Below are 25,541 nucleotides of genomic sequence, written 5' to 3' on the forward strand. Positions count from 1 at the left end.
GCCGGTGCTGGCCGCCGCATGCAGGGCAGTCTAGAAAGCGGCGGGACGGCAGGTTCGTAAAAGTTCGCTCAGGAAATCTTAACTGTTCCTTAAAGCGCGAAATTGGGCGATTGCGTGCGAAAGCGGGTGAAGATCGCGCTTTCGACCAGTGCGCATGCGCGCGAATCGGATGAATCGCGATGGATGTGGTCTATATGGCGCAAAACCACGCGAATCCGGGCCGCGTGCGGCCGGGCGCGCAGCATGCGGACGTTTTGCGGCATCATGGCGGGCATGACGTCCGCCGTACCTTCGCTTCCTGCTTCTCCGTCCACCGCTGTTCCTGCCTGCGAGCGCTGCCTGGCGCTGGCGGCGGATCCGCGGCGCCGCGAACCGCCGTCCTGCCTGGCGCTGCGCAATACCGCACCGCAGGCTGGCCAGAGCCAGGCCGGCGTTCCGTACACCATGCTCACGTTTTGCTGCCGCGACTGCGGTACGGTGTGGCGTCTCTACGATCGCGCCAACGAACTGTTCGTGTCCTGGGTGCCCGAACACCCGCTGGTACGCTGAGACGGACGCTGGCCCCGCCAGCCGATCGGCTAACATAACGCGATGCGGCCCCGCGCCGCGCGCCTTTCCATCTCCCGTATCTGTCATGGCTTTTCATTCCCGCTTGCCCGTGCTGGCCGCGCTTGGCGCCGCCAGCCTGATGGCCGCAGCGTTGCCCGCTGCCGCCGCCGATTCCTACCCCAGCCGCCCGATCCGCATGATCGTCGCCTATCCCACGGGTGGCATCAGCGATACCGTGGCCCGCGCGCTCGGCGAGCGGCTCTCTGCCCAGATGGGGACTTCGGTGGTGGTCGAGAACAAGGCCGGCGCCGGCGGCAGCATCGGCATCGATGCCGTGGCCAAGGCCGCGCCGGATGGCTACACGCTCGGCTTTGCGTCGACCAGCCCGCTCACGCTCAACCCGCACGTGGGGCACGTCAACTATGACCCGCAGCGCGACGTGGCGCCCGTCATGAGCGTGATGTACTCGCCGGTGCTGATCGTCGCCACCAAGAGCTTCGCCGGCAAGACCTTCCAGGACCTGGTGGCGCAGGGCAAGGCCAAGCCGGGTTCGGTGCGCTGGGCAACCTCGGGCCTCGGCACGGTCGGGCACGTCATGCTCGAGCAGGTGAAGGCGAAGTCGAAGTCCGAGCTGACGCTGATTCCGTACAAGGGCGCTGGCCAGCAGATGAACGACGCGCTTGGCGGCCAGTTCGAGGTCATGAGCACCAATGCCAGCCCCATGCTGACCCAGCACATGCAGGCCGGACGGCTGCGCCCGCTCGCCGTGGGCGCGCCCAGGCGCCTCGAAAGCATGCCCAGTGTGCCCACGCTCGCTGAACTCGGCTACCCGAAGGCGAACTTGACTTCGACCTTCGGCATTTTTGCCCCGGGCAAGACGCCGCCGGCGATCATCGACAAGCTCAACGCGGAACTGAACAAGGCCCTCGGCGAGCCGGAGGTGCGCGAGCGCCTGCTCAAGGGCGGCGAGGTGCCTACCGGCGGCACGGCCGCGCAGTTCGCCAAGGCCATCCACGAGGAATCCGTCGACAACGCCCGCATCGTCAAGGAAGCCGGCATCAAGGCAGACTGACGTCTTGCGCTACCGGGTCCAGCCGGTTGCCGAGGCCGTACACGGCGCACAGCCGTACGCCATTGTGCGGCCACAATGCGAGCTTGGTGCGCACGCGCGACAGATGGCTGTCGACGGTGCGCGAAGCCGCCTCGACGTGATAGCGCCAGACCTCGTTCACCATGGTCTGGCGCAGCACCAGCGAGCCCAGGTTCCGGAACAGCAGCACGGCCAGGTCGAATTCCTTGGGCGCCAGCGCCACCGGCCGTCCGTGGACCCATGCACGGCGCTCGGCCGTGGCGAAGCGGAAGGCGCCGTGATGCAGGTCGCAGGCATGTTCCCCGCCCGGGCAGGCGCGGCGCAGCAGCGCCATCACTCTTGCGGCGAGTTCCGCCATGCCGACGGGTTTGCGCAGATAGGCGTCGGCGCCTTCGCCAAAGCAGGCCGCGATATGCCTGTCGTCGTCGCTGTCTCCGAGCAGCATCACCGGCAGCTCGTGGCCGAGCGTGCGGCGCACCCATGACAGCACGTCCAGCGCGGAAATGCCCGGCGCATCGCTGTCCAGCAACAGCATGTCGAAAGTGCCGCCACGCAGCGCCTGGATCAGCGAGCGGCCGTGGATGTAGCGCGTGCACTGGTGCCCGTTGAGGCGAAGGGTCTGGTCAATGCCGATAGCCCGGGTCGGGTCGGCCTCCAATACGGCAATTCTCACGTCGTCTCTCCTGGCGCCGCCGAATTGGGGGAAGTCCGGCGGGGAAGTCCGGCCGGTGCAATGGCCGGCACGGCATTGGCCCATGGTAGGGGCGCGCGTCTGCGGCCAGAAGTAAACGATTGTTGACGGGCCGTTTTGAGGGCCGTCCTATTCTGGCGTCCCGGTCCGAGGTTTCTAATTCCATCACGCGCAAACGCTGAGGAAGAGAGACCATGAGAAAGACCATTGCCTCGCTGGAAGCCGATCCCGTCCATGCGGCGCTGATCCGCAGGATCGTCAATGAAGCCGGCTACGAATGCGTGAGTTTCAGCCAGAGCCGGCGCCTGCTGCTGGCCTTGCATGACAAGGCTTTCGACCTGCTCCTGATCGACTGGCAGATGCCGGGCATGTCGGGCGCCGAGGTGCTGGCCTGGGTGCGCGGCAACCTGGACCGGCGCATCCCGGTCATGTTCCTTTCCGCGCGCGATGCCGAGGCCGACGCGGTCAGCGCGCTGATGGCCGGCGCGGACGACTACATCGTCAAGCCCGTCCGGGCCGCCGAACTATCGGCCCGCATCGGTGCCGTACTGCGCCGCGCCTGTCCCGCGGATTTCGCCCGCAACACGCCGTTGCGCCTGGCCGGCTACGTATTCGATTGCGCCGCGCGGCAGGCGACCTTCCACGGGCATCCGGTCTGCCTGACGCCAAAGGAGTTCGACCTGGCAGTGCTGCTGTTCCGCAACGAAGGGCGCATCGTCACGCGCGACCACATCATTGCCACCGTCTGGGGCCGCGAGATCTCGCCGCTGTCGCGCACCATCGATACGCATGTGTCGCGCGTGCGCAGCAAGCTGGGATTGCAAGCCGAGAATGGACTCCGGCTGACGCCGGTCTATACGCACGGATATCGCCTGGAACTGGCGGAGAGTGAAGCGGCCTGATGCCGCAGGGCATTGCGGCCGGCAATAAAAAAAGGCACCCGAAGGTGCCTTTCTGCCAGACATTCAACCGATCGGGAAACGATCAGAAAATGTGGCGGATACCAGCGGCCACGCCCAGCTGGTTGTTGGCGCCCGGCAGTTCGGTCGTCGCGCCGCCGGAGACGTGGTTGTAATCCATGGTGCCATACACCTGGGTACGCTTGGACAGCGAGTACTCGGCCAGCAGCACGCCAGCGTAACGGTGGCCGCCATTGCCGGCGATACCGTTCTTGTTCTCGATGTAGTCGTAGTAGAACGCACCGGTCACTGCCAGGGCCGGGGTGGCCTGGTAGGTCGTGCCGACGTAGCCCAGGTGATCCTTGCGCGGGTTGTTCACTGCACCGGCAGTAATCAGGGTCTGAGCGCCGCCAGTGGTCGATCCGGCCGACTGGTTCATGAAACCGTTGTCGATCACGCCCGTGCGATCCTTGCCGCCGAGATAGCCCAGGAAGATCTTGGCCGGGCCGATGCTGTACTTACCGGCAGCACCGAACATTTGCTGACGCTCGCCAGCCTGGTTGCGGATTTCCTGGTACACGCCGCCGATGCCGAACGGGCCATAGGTGTAAGCGGCGCGGGCACCCCAGTACTGGTTGGAGCTCATGCTGCCGGCGGTTTCGCCGAAGCCGTAGCTGGCGCCGACGTCCAGGCCGCCAAACTTGCCGCCGTAGCTGACCACGTTGTTGTTGCGGAACTGGGTCAGGAAGAACGGCCAGGCGTTGGCGGTGTAGTTACCGATGGTCAGCGGATCGTAGTCGCCGAAGAAATTAAAGCCTTCGGTGTACTGGCGGCCCATCTTGACGACGCCGAAGTCACCGCTCAGGCCAACGTAGGCTTGACGATTGAACAGCGTGTTGGCCGAGTTGAGCTTGCCGGTGTCGAGGCTGTAGCCATTTTCGAGCTGGAAGATCGCCTTCAGGTTGTTGCCCAGCGCTTCGCTGCCCTTCAGGCCCCAGCGGCTTTGCGTGACGGCGCCGTCGGTCAGTTCAGTCTTGCCGTGGCCCGATGCATCTGCGTGGGTGGTGTAGCGTACGCTGACGTCGGCAATGCCGTACAGCGTGACGGAAGTCTGTGCAAACGCGGAACCTGCCAGCAGGCTGCCGGCGGCAAGGACGATGGCCGATTTCTTCATGGTGCTCCTTTTCTGTTCTGTTCTGGTCTCCGCCGGATCACGGCGGGGCACGGGATCTACGTTTCCTGTGAACGCCGCGAAAATTTAACAAAACGTCAGAACGAAGGACACAATTACGCGCTGAAGGCCGGATTCGAGCAGGATTTTGGTGCAATTCCGTTGTCTGGCCGCTACACAATACCGTGTTGATGCGTTGCATCAGCATCAGACGCTAATTGGCAGTGCAGGGAGAGGGCGTGAAGCAACACCGGCGCACCCTTGCGGGAAGGGGCGCCGGTGACGGAACAGCGGGTGGGACTGGCGAATCAGCCCTGCGGGATCTCGATCTTGACTTCGAGCACTTCCAGGTTGTCCTGGCGCTCGAGACTCACGCGCAGGTCCTGGTCGCTGATCTTGACGTACTTGGAGATCACGGCCACCAGCTCGCGCTGCAGGGCCGGCAGGTAGTCCGCCGGGGGGGAATGGCCCGTGCGTTCATGGGCCAGGATGATCTGCAGCCGCTCTTTGGCGACCGAGGCTGATTTCTTCTTTTCCCCCAGCAGGAAGGACAGGATCGACATGGGGATGAGTCCTCCGTATTGGTTTTACTTGTTGCCGAAGATGCGCGACAGCAGGCCGGGCTTCTGGTAGTCGGTGAAGCGCATCGGCTTGTCCTTGCCCAGGAAGCGGTCCACCACGTCGCCGTAGGCGTCCGCCACGTCGCTGCCTTCCAGGTGGATGGCCGGCGTGCCCTGGTTGGACGCGTGCAGCACGGCTTCCGATTCGGGCACTACGCCGATCAGCTTGATGCGCAGGATTTCCTGGATGTCGGTCAGCGACAGCATCTCGCCGCCGTGCACGCGCTTGGGGTTGTAGCGCGTGATCAGCAGGTGTTCCTTGATCGGCTCGCCGCCTTCGCTGGCGCGCTTGGTCTTCGAGGCCAGGATGCCCAGGATGCGGTCGGAGTCGCGCACCGAAGATACTTCCGGGTTGGTCACGATCAGCGCCTCATCGGCAAAATACATGGCCATCAGCGCGCCCGATTCGATACCGGCGGGCGAGTCGCAGACGATGTACTCGAAGTCCATCTCGACCAGGCCCTTGATCACCTTCTCGACGCCGTCCTTGGTCAGTGCGTCCTTGTCGCGCGTCTGCGAGGCCGGCAGGATGAACAGGTTCTCGCACTTCTTATCCTTGATCAGGGCCTGGCGCAGGTTGGCTTCGCCCTGCACCACGTTGATCAGGTCATACACCACGCGGCGCTCGCAACCCATGATCAGGTCGAGGTTGCGCAGGCCGACGTCGAAGTCGATCACGGCAGTCTTGTGGCCGCGCAGGGCCAGGCCCGCGGCAAAGCTGGCGCTGGTGGTGGTCTTGCCGACGCCTCCCTTGCCGGAGGTCACAACGATGATTTTTGCCATGGCTCTTTGGTCCGTAATTAGGTTGAAGCTTGCGCTGCAGTGATTCAGTTCGTGGGGGGTCGCCGGCTCATCGGAACCGGATGGCTTCCAGGATCAGCTTTTCATCGGCCAGGCGAACCTGGGCGGTCTTGCCGAGTACGTCGGCCGGCAGCGTCTGCTCGGCCGTCCGATAGATCCCGGCAATGGAAATCAGTTCAGGTTCCATGCACGTGCTGAAGATGCGTGCGCTGGTGTTGCCCTTCACGCCCGCCAGCGCGCGGCCGCGCAGCGGAGCATAGACATGGATATTGCCCTCGGCGATAACCTCGGCGCCATAGCTGACCACGTCCATGATGACCACGTCGCCCTGCGCGTAGACCTGCTGGCCCGAGCGCAGCGGCTTGTCGATCAGGACGGTCTGGGTCTGCTGGATGGCGGCCTTGACGGCGGCGTCGGCGGCGGACTGGGCGGCCGCGCGGGCCGCTTCCTCGCGCGCGGCCTGCTCGGCGGCGGCCTCTGCGGCAGCGCGGTCGGCGGCCTCGGCGGTTTCCGCCGATTCACGCAGGCCGCGGCGGCTCTGGCTGTCGAGCAGCGGCAGGCCGAAGCGCTGCACCCACTCGTGCTGCGCCGGGCGCGCGACCACGCCGATGGCACGGGCCTTGAGCGTCGCCAGCGTGCCGATCACGGTGTCGAGCGAGACCGCCTCGTCGCTTTCGAGCGCGCGCAGGTCCAGCGCAATCACGTCATTGGAAAAGAAATCGGGAGTGGCTTCGAACCGGGAGAGCAGGTCGTCTCGCAGTGCAGCCATGTCGGCGGTCTGGAGCGCGAGAAGGAGGGCGTCTACATTGCCACTGCGCAGCTCGAAGCGTGGCGATTTCTTCTGTGACATAGCCGGGTGACCGTGGAAATGCCACATTCTAACTGCGGTTTCGGTGCGAACTGTAACAAATAGGGCGACTTTGTCCCCAGGTGCCGCACGCACTCCATGGGACGCCCCCAAGTGGCGCCAGCGCCAGCGCGGCCAACCCCGTCCGACGCATGCCCTGACGCCTTGTTACGATTGCGCCATCTGGGGAATGGAGCTGTCATGGGCGCGATCGTCAATTGTGTGGCTTACCGGGCGGGCAAGCGGCTCGGTACTGTCGGCATCGAAGAGATCCCTGAAGCATTGAGCGTCCCGGACACCTTCGTCTGGCTAGGTTTGCATGAGCCGGACCTGGCCTTGCTGCGCCAGGTCCAGCAATCCTTCGGACTACACGACCTGGCGGTCGAAGATGCACTCGATGCACACCAGCGCCCCAAGCTGGAGGCGTATGGCGACTCGGTCTTCGTCGTGCTCAACACTGCCCAGCTGGTCGAGGACGAGGTCGTGGTCGGCGAAACCCATCTGTTCGTCGGGCCGAACTATGTGGTGTCGGTGCGGCATGGCGCCAGCAGCACCTACGCGCCGGTACGCGAGCGGTGCGAGCATGATCCACAGGGCCTGGCCAACGGTCCCGGCTATGTGCTGTATGCGCTGATGGACTTTGTGGTCGATCACTATCTGCCCATCGTCACACGCCTGGAGGACACCTTCGCCGAACTGGAGCAGGGCATCTTCCGCGACGAATTCGACCGCGCCGCTATCGAGCGCCTGTACCAGATCAAGCGGCAGGTGCTGCGCCTGCGCAATGCAGTGAACCCGGTCGAGGATATCTGCAGCCAGCTCATCCGGCTGCACGAAGACCTCGTGCCCAAGGAATTGCGCGCCTATTTCCGCGACATCGAAGACCACGCGAGCCGCCTTGTGCGCACGCTCGATGTCGTGCGCGAGATGCTGACCACGGCGGTGCAGGTCAACCTGGCCCTGGTCACCGTGGGGCAGAACGAGGTGGTCAAGCGGCTCGCTGGCTGGGGCGCCATCCTGGCGATCCCGACGGTAGTGTTCAGCCTTTACGGCATGAATTTCTCGTTCATGCCGGAGCTGAAATTCCACTATGCGTACCCCGTGGTAATCGGCACGACGGCCGTGGCGTGCGCCGCGCTATGGCGCCGGCTACATCGCGCCGGATGGATCTGATGGGCCCGATTTATTCGCGGATAAAATTTCGTAACTCAATTTTGTCTGCCGTTGATTATTCGCCTGAATAATCTGGCCTCCGTCATCGGCTTCCGGCACGCATCGCTGCCTCCTACACTGGATTCAAGAAGGCCCAGCGCATCCGGAGTCCGCCATGCCACTAGCCCACCCCCCGCTTTGGCCCGCAGCTGCAGCCGGCCCGGTGCCTCGTCGTCCGCTGGCCGTTGCGGTGATGGCCATCATGCTGGCGGCCTGCCCCGGCGCCCGCATCCACGCCGCAACCGCGCCTGTGCAGCCAGCTCAGGCGCAGACCCGCGAGGCGCTCGCGGCTTACGAGTCCGGAGCGTTCGATGCCGCACTGCGCGGCTTTGCCGCCGCCGCGCGCGACGGCAACCGGCTGGCCCAGTTCAATTACGCGATGATGCTGCTGCGCGGCGAAGGCACGCCTGCCAAGCCGCAGGAAGCCTTGACCTGGCTGCGCAAGGCTGCCGACAACCAGATGACCCATGCACAGTTCACCCTCGGCGACTTGTACGAGCGCGGCGAACTGGTGCCGCGTTCGCTGGAAGAGGCCAATCGCTGGTATGAACTCGCCGCGCAAGGCGGCCACGTGCAAGCGCAGATGGCGCTGGCCACCAACTACTTCACCGGCCGCGGCATGCCGCGCGACTATGCCAAGGCGTTCGAGTGGTACAGCCGCGCTGCCAGCGCGGGCGACGGCGGGGCCCAGTACATCGTCGGCAGCTACTACGAGCGCGGCGAGCCCGGCGTGGTGGGCAAGGACATCGAACAGGCGAAGATCTGGTATGCGCGCTCGGCGGCGCATGGCGATCCGGGTGCATTGGCCAAGCTGCGCTCGTTGCTCGAGGAGACCGTGCGCGCGAAAGCCGGCGGAACGATGTGAGCGGCCCTCGGGAGGGTACAAGTCTCGCCCCCAAGGCCGCGGCGCCAATTGCCCCCGCCTTCGGCCTGGCACAGCCGGTCCCGGCGGGACACCTCGATGAATTGCGGTTGCCCGACGGTTCGCTGCGCGAGGCGTGGGCGCGCTTCTTCGCCGTCGTGGGCGAGCCTGGCGCTGACGTGCTGGCGCCGCGCGCGGTGGCCATGGCGCGGCAGATCCGCGACAACGGCGTGACCTACAACGTCCATACCGACCACGGCGCGGCGCGCGCCTGGCCGCTGGAACTGTTTCCGTTCCTGGTGACCGAGCAGGACTGGCACGTCATCGAGCGCGGCGCCGCGCAGCGCGCGACGCTGGCCAATGCGATCATGGCCGACATCTATGGCGAACAGACGCTGCTGTCGCGCGGACTGTTGCCGCCGGGGCTGGTGTACGGGCATCCGGGCTACCTGCATCCGCTGCGCGGCTACCGGCCGCCGGGCGGCAGCTTTCTGCAGATCGTCGCGGTGGACCTGGTGCACACCGAAGGTGGCTGGACCGTCATGGCGCACCGCACCGATACGCCTTCGGGCATGGGCTACGCGCTCGAAAACCGGCTCATCATCTCCAGCCTGTTCACCGATGCCTTCCGCGGCCTGCACGTGCGCCGCCTGCCGCCGGCGTTCGCGCAACTGGTGTCCACGCTCGCGCATGCGCCGCTGGCCGCGGCGACAGAAACGGGCAGCGGCACGGCCGCTTCCGGCACGGGCCACCACATCGTGCTGCTTACGCCGGGCCCCTACAGCGAGACCTATTTCGAGCACACGTTTCTTGCGCGCTACCTTGGCATCACGCTGGCGGAGGGCAAGGACCTGACCGTGCGCAATGACGTGGTCTACCTGAAGACCTTCGGTGGACTCGAACGCGTGGACGTGGTGCTGCGGCGCCTGGACGATGTTTTTTGCGATCCGCTCGAACTGCGCCATGACTCCACGCTTGGTGTGCCGGGGCTGCTGGAGGCGATGCGCGCGGGCAATGTCATGGTGTCCAACGTGCCCGGGTCCGGCTTCCTGGAATCCCCGGCAATTCATGGTTTCCTGCCCGGCATTGCGCAGGCGTTGCTGGGAGAGCCGCTGCTTCTGCCTGGTGTTCCGAGCTGGTGGTGCGGTGAAGATGCCGCGCGCGAGCAGGCGCTGGCCACGCTAGCTGAAGCGTTCGTCATGCCGACCTATCCACGCCGCGCCGATTTCAGCGACGAGCCCGTGCTCGGCATGGAACTCGGCCTGCAGGCGCTGGATGGCTGGCACGAGCACATTGCCCGCATGCCTGACCGCTACACCTTGCAGCCGCCGCTGCCACTATCGCACACGCCATGCTGGGAAGGCGACCGGATCGGCTCGCGCGCGGCCATGCTGCGCGTATTCGCCGTGGCGGATGGCAACGGCGGCTGGCAAGTCATGGCGGGGGGCTTCAGCCGGCTCGCGGCACCGGGGCTGGAATCGGTGTCGATGCAGCTCGGCGGCACGAGTGCCGATACATGGGTGCTGTCCGGCCAGCCGGTGCCCGCCGCACCGTTGGCGAGCCGCGCCGGGCTCGCCGCACCGACACCCGCGCGGGCGCTGGCGGTATCGAGCCGCGCGGCCGAGAACCTGTTCTGGGCCGGGCGCTACGCCGAACGCGCCGAGAACAACGTAAGGCTGTGCCGGCAGATCCTCGGTTCCATCGAAAGCAGCGACGATACCGATGACGGTACGCTGTCGATGCTGGGCCGCCTCGCGCAACTGGCGGGCCTGGTGCCGGCCGGGGCACCGCAGCCGAACGTATCGCTGAGCGGGTTCGAGCGCAGCGTCGTGGCCACGCTGGCGGACTCCCGCGCCAGCACGGGTCTGGTGCGGAACCTCGCCGCGCATGCGGCCACCGCCAACGAGATCCGCAACCGCCTGTCCAACGACCACTGGCGCACCATCCTGGCCGCGCGCAACGATTTCGGCGACGCCATGACGCAAGCCACGCTGGCTGCCGCCGACGGCAGCGCCGACAGCTACGACCGCGCGCGTGTACTGGCCGCGCTTGAGCATCTGGCGATGCAGCTCGGTGCCATCAACGGCGCGCAAGGCGACCGCATGTCGCGCGACGAAGCGTGGCGACTGGTCTTCATCGGCCGCCATATCGAACGCCTGTCCACCATGAGCGGCTTCTTGCTGGCCGCGATCGACACCGGCGCGCTGCGCTCGCGCAGCGGCTTCGAGCTGTTGCTGCACCTGTTCGATTGCACGTTGACGTACCGCTCGCTTTATCCGGGCCGCACCGACCTGGCGGCGCTTGTCGACTTGCTCGTGCTGGAGCCAGCCAATCCGCGCGGCCTGTACGGTGTGCTGGAGCGTCTGCGCGGCAAGCTGGCGCAGCTCGCGCCGGGCGGCAGCGCGCAGGCGCGTGTGCCGCTCGCGGAGCTGCTGCCCGCGCCGAGCGCGCTGCCAACGCGCGCAGCCCTGTGCGAGGCCCTTTGCGATGGGGAGGGCGATGCCGCCAACTTGTCGGCGTTGTGCCGCCTGTTCATCGAGCGCATGGCGCGCGTGTCGGACGAGATCAGCGCGCGCTACTTCAGCCACGCGGCGGCCAATCCGGACGAGGAGCTTCCGTGAGCGACGCCGTGACCTCTCCTGCCGGAAGCAGCACGCTCAACGTGCTGCATACCACCACTTATCGCTATTCGCAGCCGGTCGAGCACGCGCAGCAGCGTGCCGTCGTCACGCCGCCTGACTTGCCGTGGCAGGCCGTCACCGCGCACGACACCCGCATCGAGCCGGCGCCCACGCACGAGCACGTGCGTACCGACGCGTTTGGCAATCGCGTGCTGCATTACATGCTCGACGTGCCGCACACGCAGATGCAGCTGACCTGTTCCAGCACCGTGGTGCTGACGCCGCGCTGGCGGGCGCTGGACGTGTCCGCATCCGCACCGTGGGAGACGGTCGCGCAGTCGCTGCGTTTCCACGCGGGCCAGCCGTTCGAGCCGGCCACGCAATTCGTCTTCGCTTCGCCCAATATCGCGTTGCATCCGGCGCTGCGTGAATACGCGCTGCCAAGCTTTGGCGCGGGTGTGCCCGTCGTGGCCGGCGCGATGGATTTGATGTGGCGCATCCATGGAGATTTCACCTATCACAGCGAATCCACCGAGGTGGATACACCGGCCATGCAGGCCTTCGCGCAGCGCAGCGGCGTGTGCCAGGATTATGCGCAGGTCATGATTGGTTGCCTGCGCTCCGTGGGACTCGCGGCGCGCTATGTCAGCGGCTATCTATGTACTGAACCGCCACCCGGCGAGCCGCGGCTGATTGGCGCCGATGCTTCGCATGCGTGGGTGTCGGTGTATTGCCCGGTGGTGGGCTGGGTGGATCTTGATCCGACCAACAATGTGCTGGCGGATACGCGTCACGTTACGCTGGCGCTAGGCCGGGATTACAGCGATGTGCCGTTGCTGCATGGCGTGATCGTGGGCGGGGGGGAGCATGGGGTGGATGTGGGGGTGACAGTCAGGCCGGTTGGGTAGGTTGGGTAATTTGGCGGGGTGTCGCGCTTGGCAGGCGCCGCTGTTTCGGCGGCGTAGCCGCCGAGTCACTTTTTGTCCGAGCGACAAAAAGTAACCAAAAAACGCGTTTCCTTGTCCTAGCGGACGAATATTGATCGTAGCGTGCGGAGAATTTCGTACGGGTACTCGCTTCAGAGTCTGCCCCACTGCCTGCCGCGTGGTGCGCAACCGTATGTAGGCTCTCGGGCAATGATTGAACGAGCCCTGAACCTGTCCGTGGCCCCTGCTGACAACGTCATCGCATGATCGCCTTCGGCTGCTGCGCGGCTCACTAGTCGGTTGGTGAGAGACATCATCGACGCAGGCGCGGTGCTTCGCTTCTCCCTCTGTTCTTTGACTGTTCTCTGCTGAGCCGCGCGCAGCGCAGCCGTAGGCGATGATGCGATAGCGCTCGCAGTATCGGGCCACGGACAGTTTCGGGGCTCGTTCAATCATTGTGTGAGAGCCTGCATACCGTCGCGCTCCACGCGGCAGGCAGCCGGGCAGACTCTGAAGCGAATACCCGTACAACACCCTCAGCACGCTACGATCAATATTGGCCGCTAGGCAAGTAAACGCGTTCTTTGGTTACTTTCTGTCGCTCGGACAGAAAGTGACTCGCCGGCTCCGCCGGCGAAACAGCAGCGCCTGCCAAAGCGACAACCCATCGCTTTGTGAAAGCCGGCATCCTCGGGGGCCCAACTCCCTCACCCCAACTTCTTCTTCAGCAACTCATTCACCTGCGCCGGATTCGCCTTCCCCTTGGTCGCCTTCATAGCCTGCCCGACCAGGGCATTGAACGCCTTCTCTTTCCCGGCCCTGAACTCTTCCACCGATTTGGCGTTGGCAGCTAGCACATCGTCGATGATCTTTTCCAGTTCACCGGTATCGGACATCTGCTTCAGCCCCTTGGCCGCGATGATCGCATCGGCGTCACCGTCCGATTCACCAGCCCACATGGCGGGGAAGACATCCTTCTTGGCGGTATTGTTCGACACCGTGCCGTCAGCGATGCGCGCCAGCAATTTGGCCAGTTGCGCCGGCTTGACCGGCGCCGCATCGATGCTCATGCCTTCGCGATTCAATTGCGAAGCGACATCCCCCATCAGCCAGTTGGCCGCAGGCTTGGCATTGGCCGCACCGGCCTCGGTGACGACAGCTTCGTAGTAGCTGGCAAGCGCCTTGCTGGCGGTCAGCATGCTCGCGTCATACGCCGACAGGCCATATTGCGAAACAAAGCGCGCCTGCATCGCCGCCGGCAGTTCCGGCAGTTCGCCGCGCACGCGCTCGATCCAGGCCGCGTCGATTTCCAGCGGCATCAGGTCGGGGTCAGGGAAATAGCGATAGTCGTGCGCATCTTCCTTGGTCCGCATGGCACGCGTTTCACCGGTGTCCGGATCAAACAGCACCGTCGCCTGCTGGATCTTCCGGCCGTCCTCGATCTCGTTGATCTGCCACTGCACTTCGTATTCGATCGCCTGCTGCAAAAAGCGGAACGAGTTCAGGTTCTTGATCTCGCGGCGCGTGCCGAATTCCTTCTGCCCGACCGGCCGCACCGACACGTTCGCGTCGCAGCGGAAGCTGCCTTCCTGCATATTGCCGTCGCAGATACCCAGCCACACCACCAACGAGTGCAGGGCCTTGGCGTAGGCCACCGCTTCGGCCGCGCTGCGCATGTCCGGCTCGGTCACGATTTCCAGCAGCGGCGTGCCGGCGCGGTTCAGGTCGATGCCGGTCATGCCGGCGAAGTCCTCGTGCAGCGACTTGCCCGCATCTTCTTCGAGGTGGGCGCGCGTCAGTTGCACGGTCTTTTCATAGACCTCGCCCTTCTTGCCTTCGACCTGGATGGTGATGGTGCCGCCCTGCACGACGGGGATCTCGTACTGACTGATCTGGTAGCCCTTGGGCAGGTCGGGGTAGAAGTAGTTCTTGCGCGCGAAGATGCTGCGCGGCGCGATGGTCGCGCCGATCGCCAGGCCGAACTGGATCGCGCGTTCCACCGCGCCCTTGTTGAGCACCGGCAGCACGCCCGGCAGCGCAAGATCCACCGGCGAGGCTTGTGTGTTGGGCTCGGCGCCGAAGGCGGTGGAGGTCCCGGAGAAAATCTTGGAGGCCGTCGAAAGCTGCGTGTGCGTTTCGAGGCCGATCACCACTTCCCATTGCATGGCGGTATTCCTGTTCGGTTCTTGGGTTCTGTCTGTTGCAAAGGGCCGGCGCAACCGCCGACCTCATGTGTTTGTTTTTGCGCGCTCAGGGATCGGGACTGGCGAGCCAGGAGTCAAGCTGGGCCATGGCGGCCACGCGCGCCACGGCATCGCCGCCGACGGTCACGCCACGGCCGGCGCGCGCGCCGCCCGGCCCGTCGCGGCGCACCTGCAATTCGCTGGTGCCATCAAAGCCGTGATACGCGCCGGGGTAGATCTCCAGCCGGAAACGCGCGCCTGGCTGGCGGGCCAGCACCGCGTTCTGCAGCATCGCGCAGCGCGTGGCCGGGGTCCAGTCGTCGGCCCCGCCGATCATCAGCAATACCGGTGCGCGCAGCCGGAAATTGTGCTGCTGCACCGCCCGCTTGCAGGCCGGATAAAACGCCACGGCACGTTCCACTTGCGGCGTGTTGGCCGGCCACGGACGGCTTGCATCGACCGTGGCCAGCACCGCCTGCGCGCCGTTGGACCAGCCCAGCAGCACGATGCGCGTGGCGTCAATGCCGGGCTGGCGCGCCACCCAGCGCAGTGCCGTCAGCGCGTCGGCGCGGCGCACCCGCTCGTCCAGGCCACGCGCCTCCGGCGAATCGCCGCAGCCTGGCAGCTTGCCATGCGCCGACAGGCTGTCGGGCATCAGCACGGCGTAGCCGCGCTCGCTCAGCCATTGCGCGTAATCGCGATAGCGCGGTTGCAGCGCGGACGCGGCATCGCTGTCGCCGCCAGTGCTTCCCGCGTGTCCCGCTTCCACGCGCACGGCTTCCGGGCGCGCGCCGATCAGGCCGCTGCAGCCATGCAGCGCGATCACCACCGGCAGCGGCTGGGTGCGCGGCGTGCTGCCTTCGCGCGGCACGAACCAGTAGGCGTTCAGCGGCGGTGCGCCCTGATCGCCCGGCAACTGCACGCGCAGTGCCGGCGTGGCCGGCCGGACGGCCGGCGCCGTGCGCGTGGTGGCGCCGGGCGCGAGCGCGGTGAGCGGCGCCGTATTGGCCGGCTGCACCAGTGCCGGCGTCGGCGGCGCGGGCGTGTGCGCGAAAACGGCGCCAGCCAGCAGCATGCCGGCCGCGCCGGCCACGCGCGTGGCGAGCCGGTGCAGACGATGCAGGCAGTAGCTGGCGGGCGTCGCGGTCATCGCAGGCCTCAGCGGGTTTGCGCGCAGGCGCCGGTGCCCGGCTCGAACATCACCGGCCAGGCCTGTTCGTAGATCCCCGGCGTGCAGCGCTGCGCGCAGTTGGCGTGCGCGAGCGTGACGCGGCGCGGATCCTGCCAGACCATCAGCTTGCAGCCGCTGCCGTCGTTGGCGCGCAGCTCGATATGCGGCTTCTTCTGCGTCTGGCGGAAATCGGCCAGGTTGAACGTGCAAGAGCCTCGCTTGCCGACCCACAGCTTCCACGAGAGCTGCTGCACGCTGTTGTCGGACACGCGCAGCTGGGCGTCCTCGCGGAAGCCGTCTTCCTCGGTGCGGCGGCAGTCGCCGACGAGGTCGATATCGCGGCTGGCGATCGGCGTCGGCTTGCCGATGAACGGCAACTGGATGCAGCCGGCCACCACCGCGGCCAGGGCAGCGGCGATGATCAGGCGGAAGCCTTGCGCTAGCCGTTTCATGCCTTGGCGGGACGGCGCAGGTGCCAGTCGGTGGCCTGCTGGAACGCGTGCGCGGTCTGCAGCAGTTGTGCTTCGTCGAAGTAGTTGCCGATCAGCTGCAGGCCGACCGGCATATTGCCCTCGCCGAAGCCGCACGGCACGCTCATGCCGGGCAGGCCGGCCAGGCTGGTCGACAGCGTGAAGATGTCGGCCAGGTACATCTGCACCGGGTCGGAAGTCTTCTCGCCGAGCTTCCACGCGACGGTCGGCGCGACCGGGCCCATGATCACGTCGCACTGCGCGAACGCGCGCTGGAAATCGTCGGCGATGATGCGGCGGATCTTCTGCGCCTGTAGATAATAGGCGTCGTAGTAGCCGTGCGACAGCACGTAGGCGCCCACCATGATGCGGCGCTTGACCTCGGTGCCAAAACCTTCGGCGCGGGTCTTCTTGTACATGTCGAGCAGGTCGCGGTACCCGGCCGCGCGGTGGCCGTAGCGCACGCCGTCAAAGCGCGACAGGTTCGAGGAGGCCTCGGCCGGTGCGATCACGTAGTAAACGGGGATCGACAGCTCGGTCTTGGGCAGCGAGACCTCCACCAGCGTGGCGCCAAGCTGCTCGTACTGGCGTAGCGCGGCGCGCACGGTCTCTTCCACGTCGGGCGACAGGCCCTTGCCGAAATACTCGCGCGGCAGGCCGATGCGCAGGCCCGCCAGCGGCTGGCTTTCCGAGGCACCGGCGCGCGCGCGGCCCAGGTGGCGCGTGAAGTCCTCATCCACGCCGCCTTGCTCGGGTGGGATGCTGGTCGAGTCCTTCGGGTCGAAGCCGGCCATGGCATTGAGCAGCAGGGCGCAGTCCTCGGCGGTGTGAGCCATCGGGCCGCCCTGGTCCAGCGACGACGCGAAGGCGATCATGCCGTAGCGCGACACGCGGCCATAGGTCGGCTTGATGCCGGTGATGCCCGAGAACGACGACGGCTGGCGGATCGAGCCGCCGGTGTCGGTGCCGGTCGCGGCCGGCGCCAGGCCGGCGGCCACGGCAGCGGCCGAACCGCCCGACGAGCCGCCCGGGACGCGGTCGGTGTCCCACGGGTTGCGCACGGCGCCAAAGAAAGAGTTTTCGTTGGACGAGCCCATCGCGAACTCGTCCATATTGGTCTTGCCCAGCGTGACCATGCCGGCGGCGGCCATGCGCTCGACCACGGTGGCGTCGAACGGGCTTTCGTAGTTGGCCAGCATCTTCGAGCCGGCCGTCGAGCGCCAGCCACGCGTGACGAACACGTCCTTGTGGGCCAGCGGCACGCCGGTCAGCAGCGTGGCCTCGCCGCGGGCGCGGCGCGCATCGGCTTCGCGCGCCTGGGCCAGCGTGCGTTCGGCGTCGACATGGGTGAAGGCGTTCAGCGCGCCGGCCTGCTCGATGCGGGCCAGGTAGGTGCGGGCGAGTTCCTCGGCGGAGACGGTGCGCGCGGCCAGGGCATCGGCAAGCTGGCGCAGGGAGGTCACGGAATCAGCGGAAAAGGGCATGACAGTCGGTTGGCATCAGGGGTGGCGTGCGTCGGTGCGGTGCGGTCGGGACATCCGGCCGGGGTCATTCGATGACCTTGGGCACCAGGTAGAGGCCATCCTGGGTGGCCGGCGCGGGGCGCTGGTAGTCTTCGCGCCGGTCACGTTCGGTCACGGCGTCTTCGCGCAGGCGCTGGGCCATGTCGCGCACGGTGGCCAGCGGGTGGGCCAGGGGCTCGATGCCGGTGGTGTCGACCGCCTGCATCTGCTCGACCAGCGAAAAGAAATTATTGAGCTGCGCAAGCGTCTGGGACGCCTCTTCATCGGTGGTTTCGATGCGGGCCAGATGGGCGATGCGCTTGACGTCGGATAGGTCGAGGGCCATGGCGAGGTGGATAGTTCGGGTGCAAAAAGGCGCTTGCGGCACAGGCGCCGGGGGCATGCGGCGGGTGCGTCGCGCGGCCGGGGCAGGTGCCGGAGGAGCGCCCCGGGGTCGTCGGATCAGCTGTGGTTTTCAGGCCGTAAACGCCCGATTCAGCAGGAATTATAAGGTATCATTGCGTGCCTCCCGACCTTTGGCAGCGTCTACGCCACATGACCGCCGGCGTTATCTCGCGGGTGCGCAAATTGTCACTTTTTCGGCGTAAGCTTGCTGCCGTCAAACGTGCTCCGGACTGCACTGGCCATGTGCCGTGCGCTGCCCGAGGCGCGATGGTCTGGGTCCCTCTGATTAGCCCTCCGCTGCATTGCTGATCTTCAGCAAACTGGCATCGACGTGATCTTTTCGCGAACTTTTTCGTGAGGTCTAATCAAAGGTTCCCGTAAGAGTGGTGCGCGACAGCGCACTGCGGCGGTTTGCCGACGCCCCCTGCGAGGGGGCGGATGGCCGGCTGGCCGGCACCCGGGAAGCCTCGACCTTACCCGCATGAACATATATTGTGGCCGGCCCGCAGGCGGTGCCGGCCACTTCGCCTACCCGCGAACCCAACAGAAACAGGATTCCTGATGTTCGGATTTCTCCGCAGCTACTTCTCCAACGACCTCGCCATCGACCTCGGCACCGCCAACACGCTGATCTATATGCGCGACAAGGGCATCGTCCTGGACGAGCCTTCGGTCGTGGCCATCCGCCAGGAAGGCGGACCCAACGCCAAGAAGACCATCCAGGCAGTGGGCAAGGAAGCCAAGCAGATGCTGGGCAAGGTGCCGGGCAATATCGAGGCGATCCGCCCGATGAAGGACGGCGTGATCGCCGACTTCACCGTCACCGAGCAGATGCTCAAGCAGTTCATCAAAATGGTGCATGACACCAAGCTGCTGCGTCCGAGCCCGCGCATCATCATCTGCGTGCCGTGCGGTTCGACCCAGGTCGAGCGCCGCGCCATTCGCGAATCGGCGCTGGGCGCCGGCGCCAGCCAGGTGTACCTGATCGAGGAGCCGATGTCGGCCGCGATCGGCGCCGGCCTGCCGGTGTCTGAGCCGTCGGGCTCGATGGTGGTGGACATTGGCGGCGGCACCACCGAGGTGGGCATCATCTCGCTGGGCGGCATGGTCTACAAGGGTTCGGTGCGCGTCGGCGGCGACAAGTTCGACGAGGCCATCGTCAACTACATCCGCCGCAACTACGGCATGCTGATCGGCGAACAGACCGCCGAAGCCATCAAGAAGGAAATCGGCTCGGCCTTCCCGGGCTCCGAAGTGCGCGAGATGGAAGTCAAGGGCCGCAACCTGTCCGAAGGCATTCCGCGCGCGTTCACGGTGTCGTCCAACGAAATCCTGGAAGCGCTGACCGATCCGCTCAACCAGATCGTATCGGCCGTCAAGATCGCGCTGGAACAGACCCCGCCCGAACTGGGCGCCGACATTGCCGAGCGCGGCATGATGCTGACCGGCGGCGGCGCGCTGCTGCGCGACCTGGACCGCCTGCTGGCCGAGGAAACCGGCCTGCCGGTGCTGGTCGCCGAAGACCCGCTGACCTGCGTGGTGCGCGGTTCCGGCATGGCGCTGGAACGCATGGACAAGCTGGGCGGCATCTTCTCGTACGAGTAAGGCCACCGCAGTGCCCGCGACGATGCACCGCTTGCCGGATCTGCTGATCAGGGCTGCGGTGCAGCGCCGCGCCCGCGGGAACGCTCTCGCGGCACCCATTGCCGCCCCGGCCCGCCGGGGCGGCAACGTCTTTGCGCTCTCGCTTGTGTTTCCGTCTTCCATCCCGTCAACGCCCGCGCCCGGCTAAATGGATTACTCTCCACCGCCGCTTTTCAAGCAAGGGACTTCGGCCGTCGCGCGCCTGGTCCTGTACGTGGCCATCGCGCTGGCGCTGCTGATCGTCGATGCGCGCTTCAACGCGCTCAGCGTGGTGCGCCAGGTGGCCGCCACGGTGCTGATGCCTATCGAGCGCGTCGTGCTGGTGCCGCGCGATGCGCTGCGCGCCGTGTTCGACTATGCGCAATCGTCGGCCGCGCTGGCCAGCGAGAACCGTGAACTGCGCCTCGGCGCCGTGCAGCAGGCCGAAGCCTCGGTGCGCCAGGCCCAACTCGAAGCCGAGAACAACCAGTTGCGCAAGCTGCTAAGCCTGCAGCAGCAGTCCGCCACGCCGGTCACGGCGGCGGAAATCCTCTACGACGCACGTGACCCGTATTCGCAGCGCATCGTGATCGACAAGGGCAGCCAGCAAGGGCTGCGCGCCGGCTACCCGGTGATCGACGAACGCGGCGTGGTGGGTCAGGTGACGCGGGTCTCGCCGTTCCAGTCCGAAGTCACGCTGCTGACCGACAAGGACCTGGCGATTCCCGTGCAGGTGGTGCGCAACGGCCTGCGCAGCGTGGCCTTCGGCGGCGCGCGCGCCGGCCAGCTCGACCTGCGCTTCATGGCCGCGGCGGCCGACCTGCAGCAGGGCGACCTGCTGGTGACCTCCGGACTCGACGGCACTTACCCGCCTGGCCTGCCGGTGGCAAAGATCACGCATATCGAGCGCAAGGCCGATACCGCCTTCTCGCGCGTGTGGTGCGAACCGGTGGCCGGCGTGCGTGCGCACCGCCAGCTGCTGGTGGTGCGCTACGACTCGGCCATGCCGCCGCGCGAAGCGGCCGAGGACAAGGCCGAGGCGCCCGCCAAGGGGGCCCGCTCGGCGGCTGCGCGTGCCGCGGCGGCCAGTGCGGCGGCGGCCAAGGCTGCCACCGCCGCCAAGGAGGCTCAATAGTGACCAATCCCCAGTACCTGCTGCGCCCGGTGAACCCCGCGTTCATCGCGTTCAGCTTTGTCATGGCGTTCCTGTTCAACCTGATGCCGTGGGGCACCACCTTGTGGATCCCCGACATGGTGGCGCTGGTGCTGGTGTTCTGGAACATCCACCAGCCGCGCAAGGTCGGCATGGGCGTGGCGTTCGCGCTGGGCCTGCTGATGGACGTGCATGACGCGCGCCTGCTGGGCGAGCATGCGGTGGCCTATACGCTGCTGGCCTATTTCGCCATCACCATCCACCGCCGCGTGCTGTGGTTCACGGTCTACACGCAGGCGCTGCACGTGCTGCCGCTGCTGTTCGTCGCGCACGCGGTGCCGGTGGTGATCCGCCTGGCCATGGGCGCGCCGCTGCCGGGCTGGCCGCTGCTGCTGGCGCCCGGCATCGAAGCGCTGCTCTGGCCGCTGGCTACCGCCGTGCTGCTCGCGCCGCAGCGCCGCTCGGTCGACGTCGACGAAACGCGTCCGATCTGAGCGCGACAAATATCCAACCCGGCAACCCGGCAGTACCATGACCGAAATCCGCAACGTCGAACTGGAAATCGGCCGCTTTCGCCTCCGCGTAGCGGCCGCGGCGCTGTTCACGGTGATCTGCTTCGGGCTGCTGTTCACGCGCTTCCTCTGGCTGCAGTGGTACAAGCACGACCAGTATTCGGCCAAGGCCGAGGACAACCGCATCTCCGTGGCGCCGATCGAGCCTAACCGCGGCATCATCATGGACCGCAACGGCATCGTGCTGGCGCGCAACTACTCGGCCTACACGCTGGAAATCACGCCGTCCAAGCTGACCGATACGCTGGAGAACACCATCGAGGCGCTGTCGACGCTGGTCGACATCCAGCCACGCGACCGCCGCCGCTTCAAGCGCCTGCAGGAAGAGTCGCGCAGCTTCGAAAGCCTGCCGATCCGCAGCCAGCTGACGGACCAAGAGGTGGCGCGCTTTTCCGCGCAGCGTTTCCGCTTCCCCGGCGTGGATGTGCGCGCGCGGCTGTTCAGGCAGTATCCGCTCGGCGAATCGGCCTCGCACGTGATCGGCTATCTGGGCCGCATCTCGCAGCGCGACCAGGAACGCATCGAGGCCATGGACGAGGCCAACGACGCCGATGGCGCCAAGTACGACCCGCGCAAGGACGCCGACAACTACAAGGGCTCAAACTACATCGGCAAGATCGGGCTGGAACAGAGCTACGAAACCGAGCTGCATGGGCTGACCGGCTTCGAGGAAGTGGAAGTGAGCGCCGGTGGGCGGCCGATCCGCACGCTGTCGACGTCGCCCGCCACGCCAGGCAATAACCTGATCCTGTCGCTCGACATCCGCCTGCAGCAGCTCGCCGAGGAACTGTTCGGCGACCGCCGCGGTGCGCTGGTGGCGATCGAGCCTTCCACGGGCGACATCCTGGCCTTCGTGTCCAAGCCGACCTTCGATCCGAACCTGTTCGTCGAAGGCATCGACACCAATACCTGGAACGAACTCAACGGTTCACCCGACAAGCCGCTGCTGAACCGGCCGCTGCGGGGCACCTATCCGCCGGGCTCGACCTACAAGCCGTTCATGGCGCTGGCGGCGCTGACCACGGGCAAGCGTACGGCCGCCTGGGGCATGCATGACCCGGGCTCGTTCACGCTGGGCAACCACACCTTCCGCGACGACAAGCCGGGCGGCCACGGCTGGGTCGACATGCACAGCTCGATCGTGCAGTCGTGCGATACCTACTACTACGCGCTCGCGCGCGACATGGGCGTCAACGCGATCCATGATTTCATGAAGCCGCTGGGCTTCGGCCAGATCACGGGCATCGACATCGAGGGCGAAAGCCGCGGCATCCTGCCGTCCACGGACTGGAAGCGCAAGGCCTACCGCAAGCCCGAGCAGCAGAAGTGGTATGACGGCGAGACCATCTCGCTGGGCATCGGCCAGGGCTACAACAGCTTCACGATCCTGCAGCTGGCCAACGCGATTTCCATCATCGTCAATAACGGCGCGGCGATGAAGCCGCACCTGGTCAAGGCCGTGGAGGATTCGGTCACGCGCAAGCGCACGCTGACGGTGCCCAAGGAAAGCTACCGGCTCGACTTCAAGCAGGCCGACATCGACGTGATCAAGCGCGCGATGGTCGCGGTGACGCACTCGGGTACCGCCGCGCGCGTGTTCGCCGGTGCGGCCTATGAGTCGGCCGGCAAGACCGGTACGGCCCAGACCTACACGCTCGGCAAGAACGAGAAGTACAACCACCACGCGCTGGACGAGCGCAAGCGCGACCATTCGCTCTACACCGCGTTCGCGCCTGCCGACAACCCGAAGATCGCGCTGGCGCTGATCGTCGAGAACGCGGGCTTCGGTGCCGCGGTGGCGGCCCCGATCGCGCGCAAGGTGATGGACTACTACCTGCTCGGCAAGTGGCCGGCGGAACTGGAGGCCTCGGCGCCGCCGCCGGCCGAGCGCCCGCCGGTCGATACGGCCAGCGTATTCACCACCGGCAACACCGCGAGCATCGCCAGCGCGACGGTGATGTCGAGCGGTGCCAGTTCCGTGGCGGCCAGCGCGGTTGGTGCCGCTTCCGTGGCGTCGGCGGCGCCGGCGTCCACGGTGGCGGGCGCCTCCGCGGCCGTGGCGCTCGACCCCGCCGCGATCGCGCCGGCTTCGGCCGTCGAGACGCTGGACGAGCGCATGCTGCAGGCGCTGGGCCACAGCAAGCCGAAGCCCGTGGCACCGGCCTCCGCGGCCGCCGCCGCCAAGGCGCCCGCGCCCAAACCACGCGTCAAGCCTGTAGCCGCCACGCCGGCCACGGGCGCCGACGTCACCCGTTGAAGGAGACGCGCATGGACAAGCGTCGCGTCCTGTCGCTGATCAAGACAGCGTTCACCGGCTTCGACAAGCCGCTCGCGCTGATCGTGTTCCTGTTGTTCGCCACCGGCATCGTGGCCCTGTACTCGGCCGCCATCGACATGCCGGGACGGGTCGAGGACCAGCTGCGCAATATCCTGCTGTCGTACGTGGTGATGCTGGTGATCGCTTACCTGCCCACGCAGACGCTGATGCGCGTGGCGGTGCCGATCTATACCATCGGCGTGGCGCTGCTGATCGCGGTGGCCATGTTCGGCCTGATCCGCAAGGGCGCGCGCCGCTGGCTCTACGTGGGCATGGTGATCCAGCCGTCCGAGATCATGAAGATTTCCATGCCGCTGATGCTGGCCTGGTACTTCCAGAAGCGCGAGGGCGTGGTCCGATGGTATGACTTCGCGGTGGCGCTGGTGCTGCTGCTGATCCCGGTCGGCCTGATCGCCAAGCAGCCCGACCTGGGCACCGCGCTGCTGGTGATGGCGGCGGGCATCTACGTCATCTACTTTGCCGGCCTGACCTGGCGCATCATCGTGCCGCTGATGGCGATGCTGGTGGTGGCGGTCTCGCTGCTGATCACGTTCCAGAACGACATCTGCGCGCCCGGCGTGACCTGGCCGGTCCTGCATGACTACCAGCAGCATCGCGTGTGCACGCTGCTCGATCCGACCACCGACCCGCTCGGCAAGGGCTTCCACACGATCCAGTCGATCATCGCGATCGGCTCGGGCGGCGTGGAGGGCAAGGGCTGGCTCAAGGGCACCCAGACCCACCTGGAATTCATCCCGGAAAAGCACACCGACTTTATCTTTGCGGTGTATTCGGAGGAGTTCGGCCTGATCGGCAATGCCATCCTGCTGGTGTTGTACTTGCTGCTGATCTTCCGCGGCCTGTTCATTGCCGCCAACGCGCCGACGCTGTTCTCGCGGCTGCTGGCCGGCTCCATCACGCTGATCTTCTTCACCTATGCCTTCGTCAACATGGGCATGGTGAGCGGCATCCTGCCCGTGGTGGGCGTGCCGCTGCCGCTGATGAGCTACGGCGGCACGGCGCTGGTGACGCTGGGCGCGGGCATCGGCATCCTGATGGCGATTTCCCGACAGAAGCGGCTGATCCAGACGTAATACAGCGGGAAGATGGCCAGGGGCGGGGCGCCGGCGCCCCGCTTTGCTAAACTGCCATGCAAAATTCTCTCGGTTCGAAGCCCATGAACGCCCAAGACGTCGCCGCCTACCTGCAGAGCAATCCCCAGTTCTTCGAAGACCATGCCGAGCTGCTCGCCACCGTGCAGCTGACCAGCCCGCACAGCCACCGTGCGGTGTCGCTGCAGGAACGGCAGATGGAAATCCTGCGTGAAAAGAACAAGGTACTGGAACTGCGCCTGGCCGACCTGATGCGCCACGGGCACGATAATGACCGCACCCAGCAGCGCATGCATGCCTGGCAAATGCGGCTGATGGGCGAGCCGGACTCGCACGCGTTGCCCTATGCCGTGCAGGACGGCCTGCAGCAGGTGTTCGATGTGCCCGCCGTGGCGCTCAAGCTGTGGGATGTGGCGGAGCAGTATGCCCATATGGAAGTGGCGCAGGGCGGCAGCGATGACCTGCAACTGTTCTCCGAAGGCCTGCGTGCACCGTACTGTGGCGCCAACGCGGGTTTCGAGGCGGCCGGCCTGCTGGAACTCGACGAAGTTGCTTCGCTCGCCATGGTGGCTTTGCGTCCGCCCGTGCGCACCGCCGGCGAGGTGCCGGGCCCGGCCTTCGGCCTGCTGGTGCTGGGCTCGCCCGACCCGCGCCGTTTCCTCGAGGGCATGGGCACGGCCTACCTGACGCAGATCGGCGAAGTGGCCGGTGCCGCGCTGAATCGCCTGCGCGACTGAATTCCAG

At 66.3% G+C, this 25,541-nt stretch carries 24 protein-coding genes; 13 read left to right on the forward strand and 11 right to left on the reverse strand.

Features of this window, described 5'->3' with window-relative positions; translation table 11 throughout:
• Window positions 1-89: 89 nt before the first annotated feature.
• Window positions 90-275, reverse strand: a complete 186-nt coding sequence (locus ACIGJB_RS00425) for a hypothetical protein (protein WP_483732374.1) — start codon at window positions 273-275, stop codon at window positions 90-92.
• Here ACIGJB_RS00425 and ACIGJB_RS00430 point away from each other — a divergent pair.
• Entirely contained in the window at window positions 265-549 is a 285-nt protein-coding gene (locus ACIGJB_RS00430; protein WP_483732366.1) for a hypothetical protein, read from the forward strand. The two genes, ACIGJB_RS00425 and ACIGJB_RS00430, sit on opposite strands and share 11 nt — an antisense overlap.
• 85 nt (window positions 550-634) lie before the next feature.
• Entirely contained in the window at window positions 635-1,621 is a 987-nt protein-coding gene (locus tag ACIGJB_RS00435; protein ID WP_483730893.1) for a Bug family tripartite tricarboxylate transporter substrate binding protein, read from the forward strand.
• On the opposite strand, the gene ACIGJB_RS00440 is transcribed toward ACIGJB_RS00435, so the two are convergent.
• Window positions 1,608-2,312: a response regulator transcription factor gene (locus ACIGJB_RS00440; RefSeq protein ID WP_483730894.1), complete on the reverse strand. Its 705-nt coding sequence runs from the start codon at window positions 2,310-2,312 to the stop codon at window positions 1,608-1,610. The two genes, ACIGJB_RS00435 and ACIGJB_RS00440, sit on opposite strands and share 14 nt — an antisense overlap.
• A 212-nt stretch (window positions 2,313-2,524) precedes the next feature.
• Here ACIGJB_RS00440 and ACIGJB_RS00445 point away from each other — a divergent pair, with 212 nt between their 5' ends.
• Window positions 2,525-3,232, forward strand: a complete 708-nt coding sequence (locus tag ACIGJB_RS00445) for a response regulator transcription factor (RefSeq protein ID WP_483730895.1) — start codon at window positions 2,525-2,527, stop codon at window positions 3,230-3,232.
• An 82-nt stretch (window positions 3,233-3,314) separates the two neighbouring features.
• On the opposite strand, the gene ACIGJB_RS00450 is transcribed toward ACIGJB_RS00445, so the two are convergent.
• The 4 genes from ACIGJB_RS00450 to minC all read right to left on the reverse strand — a co-directional run bounded on the left by ACIGJB_RS00450 (window position 3,315) and on the right by minC (window position 6,671).
• On the reverse strand, window positions 3,315-4,403 hold the full coding sequence (locus ACIGJB_RS00450) for a porin (protein WP_483730896.1): 1,089 nt from the start codon (window positions 4,401-4,403) through the stop codon (window positions 3,315-3,317).
• Window positions 4,404-4,708: 305 nt separating this feature from the next.
• The gene (minE, locus tag ACIGJB_RS00455; protein ID WP_483730897.1) at window positions 4,709-4,963 is read right to left on the reverse strand and encodes a cell division topological specificity factor MinE; all 255 of its coding nucleotides are present in this window, start codon (window positions 4,961-4,963) and stop codon (window positions 4,709-4,711) included.
• A 24-nt stretch (window positions 4,964-4,987) separates the two neighbouring features.
• Window positions 4,988-5,803, reverse strand: coding sequence for a septum site-determining protein MinD (gene minD / locus ACIGJB_RS00460; protein ID WP_483710063.1), 816 nt, complete (start codon window positions 5,801-5,803; stop codon window positions 4,988-4,990).
• Between the two features lie 67 nt (window positions 5,804-5,870).
• The gene (minC, locus tag ACIGJB_RS00465; protein ID WP_483730898.1) at window positions 5,871-6,671 is read right to left on the reverse strand and encodes a septum site-determining protein MinC; all 801 of its coding nucleotides are present in this window, start codon (window positions 6,669-6,671) and stop codon (window positions 5,871-5,873) included.
• Between the two features lie 198 nt (window positions 6,672-6,869).
• Between minC and ACIGJB_RS00470 the strand changes: the two genes are divergently transcribed.
• The 4 genes from ACIGJB_RS00470 (at window position 6,870) to ACIGJB_RS00485 (ending at window position 12,271) form a co-directional block, all read left to right on the forward strand.
• Window positions 6,870-7,841 carry a magnesium and cobalt transport protein CorA gene (locus ACIGJB_RS00470; protein WP_483710067.1) on the forward strand — a complete coding sequence of 324 codons (972 nt, stop codon included), beginning with the start codon at window positions 6,870-6,872 and terminating at the stop codon, window positions 7,839-7,841.
• A 232-nt stretch (window positions 7,842-8,073) separates the two neighbouring features.
• The gene (locus ACIGJB_RS00475) at window positions 8,074-8,745 is read left to right on the forward strand and encodes a tetratricopeptide repeat protein (RefSeq protein ID WP_483732367.1); all 672 of its coding nucleotides are present in this window, start codon (window positions 8,074-8,076) and stop codon (window positions 8,743-8,745) included.
• A complete protein-coding gene (locus ACIGJB_RS00480; protein WP_483730899.1) occupies window positions 8,742-11,363 on the forward strand; it encodes a circularly permuted type 2 ATP-grasp protein in 2,622 nt (873 codons plus the stop codon). The genes ACIGJB_RS00475 and ACIGJB_RS00480 overlap by 4 nt, the downstream gene beginning before the upstream one ends.
• On the forward strand, window positions 11,360-12,271 hold the full coding sequence (locus tag ACIGJB_RS00485; protein ID WP_483730900.1) for a transglutaminase family protein: 912 nt from the start codon (window positions 11,360-11,362) through the stop codon (window positions 12,269-12,271). The genes ACIGJB_RS00480 and ACIGJB_RS00485 overlap by 4 nt, the downstream gene beginning before the upstream one ends.
• Window positions 12,272-12,996: 725 nt before the next feature.
• On the opposite strand, the gene gatB is transcribed toward ACIGJB_RS00485, so the two are convergent.
• From gatB to gatC, 5 genes are all read right to left on the reverse strand, one after another.
• Window positions 12,997-14,454 (reverse strand): Asp-tRNA(Asn)/Glu-tRNA(Gln) amidotransferase subunit GatB, encoded by a 1,458-nt coding sequence (gene gatB / locus ACIGJB_RS00490; RefSeq protein ID WP_483730901.1) that lies wholly within the window; start codon window positions 14,452-14,454, stop codon window positions 12,997-12,999.
• An 85-nt stretch (window positions 14,455-14,539) separates the two neighbouring features.
• Window positions 14,540-15,622 (reverse strand): dienelactone hydrolase family protein, encoded by a 1,083-nt coding sequence (locus tag ACIGJB_RS00495; RefSeq protein ID WP_483730902.1) that lies wholly within the window; start codon window positions 15,620-15,622, stop codon window positions 14,540-14,542.
• A gap of 8 nt (window positions 15,623-15,630) precedes the next feature.
• Window positions 15,631-16,095 carry a hypothetical protein gene (locus ACIGJB_RS00500; RefSeq protein ID WP_483730903.1) on the reverse strand — a complete coding sequence of 155 codons (465 nt, stop codon included), beginning with the start codon at window positions 16,093-16,095 and terminating at the stop codon, window positions 15,631-15,633.
• Window positions 16,092-17,597, reverse strand: coding sequence for an Asp-tRNA(Asn)/Glu-tRNA(Gln) amidotransferase subunit GatA (gene gatA / locus ACIGJB_RS00505; protein ID WP_483730904.1), 1,506 nt, complete (start codon window positions 17,595-17,597; stop codon window positions 16,092-16,094). Before gatA ends, ACIGJB_RS00500 begins: the two co-directional genes overlap by 4 nt.
• Before the next feature lie 64 nt (window positions 17,598-17,661).
• Complete coding sequence (gene gatC / locus ACIGJB_RS00510; RefSeq protein WP_483730905.1) at window positions 17,662-17,961, reverse strand: Asp-tRNA(Asn)/Glu-tRNA(Gln) amidotransferase subunit GatC; 300 nt, start codon at window positions 17,959-17,961, stop codon at window positions 17,662-17,664.
• A 620-nt stretch (window positions 17,962-18,581) separates the two neighbouring features.
• Here gatC and ACIGJB_RS00515 point away from each other — a divergent pair.
• From ACIGJB_RS00515 to ACIGJB_RS00540, 6 genes are all read left to right on the forward strand, one after another.
• On the forward strand, window positions 18,582-19,625 hold the full coding sequence (locus ACIGJB_RS00515) for a rod shape-determining protein (protein WP_483710076.1): 1,044 nt from the start codon (window positions 18,582-18,584) through the stop codon (window positions 19,623-19,625).
• A 187-nt stretch (window positions 19,626-19,812) separates the two neighbouring features.
• Window positions 19,813-20,778 (forward strand): rod shape-determining protein MreC, encoded by a 966-nt coding sequence (gene mreC / locus ACIGJB_RS00520; protein WP_483730906.1) that lies wholly within the window; start codon window positions 19,813-19,815, stop codon window positions 20,776-20,778.
• Window positions 20,778-21,290, forward strand: coding sequence for a rod shape-determining protein MreD (mreD, locus tag ACIGJB_RS00525; RefSeq protein WP_211945930.1), 513 nt, complete (start codon window positions 20,778-20,780; stop codon window positions 21,288-21,290). The genes mreC and mreD overlap by 1 nt, the downstream gene beginning before the upstream one ends.
• Before the next feature lie 37 nt (window positions 21,291-21,327).
• Window positions 21,328-23,625, forward strand: a complete 2,298-nt coding sequence (gene mrdA, locus ACIGJB_RS00530) for a penicillin-binding protein 2 (RefSeq protein WP_483730907.1) — start codon at window positions 21,328-21,330, stop codon at window positions 23,623-23,625.
• 11 nt (window positions 23,626-23,636) lie between these two features.
• Complete coding sequence (rodA, locus tag ACIGJB_RS00535; RefSeq protein WP_483730908.1) at window positions 23,637-24,779, forward strand: rod shape-determining protein RodA; 1,143 nt, start codon at window positions 23,637-23,639, stop codon at window positions 24,777-24,779.
• Window positions 24,780-24,862: 83 nt separating this feature from the next.
• A complete protein-coding gene (locus ACIGJB_RS00540) occupies window positions 24,863-25,534 on the forward strand; it encodes a DUF484 family protein (RefSeq protein WP_483730909.1) in 672 nt (223 codons plus the stop codon).
• The last annotated feature ends 7 nt before the right edge of the window (window positions 25,535-25,541 follow it).

The organism is Cupriavidus sp. C2SS-8b (assembly GCF_057073745.1).

Coding starts and splice junctions, on each gene's coding strand:
- ACIGJB_RS00430 (WP_483732366.1), top strand. CDS start 265: ATGGCGGGCATGACGTCCGCCGTACCTTCGCTTCCTGCTTCTCCGTCC.
- ACIGJB_RS00425 (WP_483732374.1), bottom strand. CDS start 275: ATGCCCGCCATGATGCCGCAAAACGTCCGCATGCTGCGCGCCCGGCCG.
- ACIGJB_RS00435 (WP_483730893.1), top strand. CDS start 635: ATGGCTTTTCATTCCCGCTTGCCCGTGCTGGCCGCGCTTGGCGCCGCC.
- ACIGJB_RS00445 (WP_483730895.1), top strand. CDS start 2,525: ATGAGAAAGACCATTGCCTCGCTGGAAGCCGATCCCGTCCATGCGGCG.
- ACIGJB_RS00450 (WP_483730896.1), bottom strand. CDS start 4,403: ATGAAGAAATCGGCCATCGTCCTTGCCGCCGGCAGCCTGCTGGCAGGT.
- minE (WP_483730897.1), bottom strand. CDS start 4,963: ATGTCGATCCTGTCCTTCCTGCTGGGGGAAAAGAAGAAATCAGCCTCG.
- minD (WP_483710063.1), bottom strand. CDS start 5,803: ATGGCAAAAATCATCGTTGTGACCTCCGGCAAGGGAGGCGTCGGCAAG.
- minC (WP_483730898.1), bottom strand. CDS start 6,671: ATGTCACAGAAGAAATCGCCACGCTTCGAGCTGCGCAGTGGCAATGTA.
- ACIGJB_RS00470 (WP_483710067.1), top strand. CDS start 6,870: ATGGGCGCGATCGTCAATTGTGTGGCTTACCGGGCGGGCAAGCGGCTC.
- ACIGJB_RS00475 (WP_483732367.1), top strand. CDS start 8,074: ATGGCCATCATGCTGGCGGCCTGCCCCGGCGCCCGCATCCACGCCGCA.
- gatB (WP_483730901.1), bottom strand. CDS start 14,454: ATGCAATGGGAAGTGGTGATCGGCCTCGAAACGCACACGCAGCTTTCG.
- ACIGJB_RS00495 (WP_483730902.1), bottom strand. CDS start 15,622: ATGACCGCGACGCCCGCCAGCTACTGCCTGCATCGTCTGCACCGGCTC.
- ACIGJB_RS00500 (WP_483730903.1), bottom strand. CDS start 16,095: ATGAAACGGCTAGCGCAAGGCTTCCGCCTGATCATCGCCGCTGCCCTG.
- gatA (WP_483730904.1), bottom strand. CDS start 17,597: ATGCCCTTTTCCGCTGATTCCGTGACCTCCCTGCGCCAGCTTGCCGAT.
- gatC (WP_483730905.1), bottom strand. CDS start 17,961: ATGGCCCTCGACCTATCCGACGTCAAGCGCATCGCCCATCTGGCCCGC.
- ACIGJB_RS00515 (WP_483710076.1), top strand. CDS start 18,582: ATGTTCGGATTTCTCCGCAGCTACTTCTCCAACGACCTCGCCATCGAC.
- mreC (WP_483730906.1), top strand. CDS start 19,813: ATGGATTACTCTCCACCGCCGCTTTTCAAGCAAGGGACTTCGGCCGTC.
- mrdA (WP_483730907.1), top strand. CDS start 21,328: ATGACCGAAATCCGCAACGTCGAACTGGAAATCGGCCGCTTTCGCCTC.
- rodA (WP_483730908.1), top strand. CDS start 23,637: ATGGACAAGCGTCGCGTCCTGTCGCTGATCAAGACAGCGTTCACCGGC.
- ACIGJB_RS00540 (WP_483730909.1), top strand. CDS start 24,863: ATGAACGCCCAAGACGTCGCCGCCTACCTGCAGAGCAATCCCCAGTTC.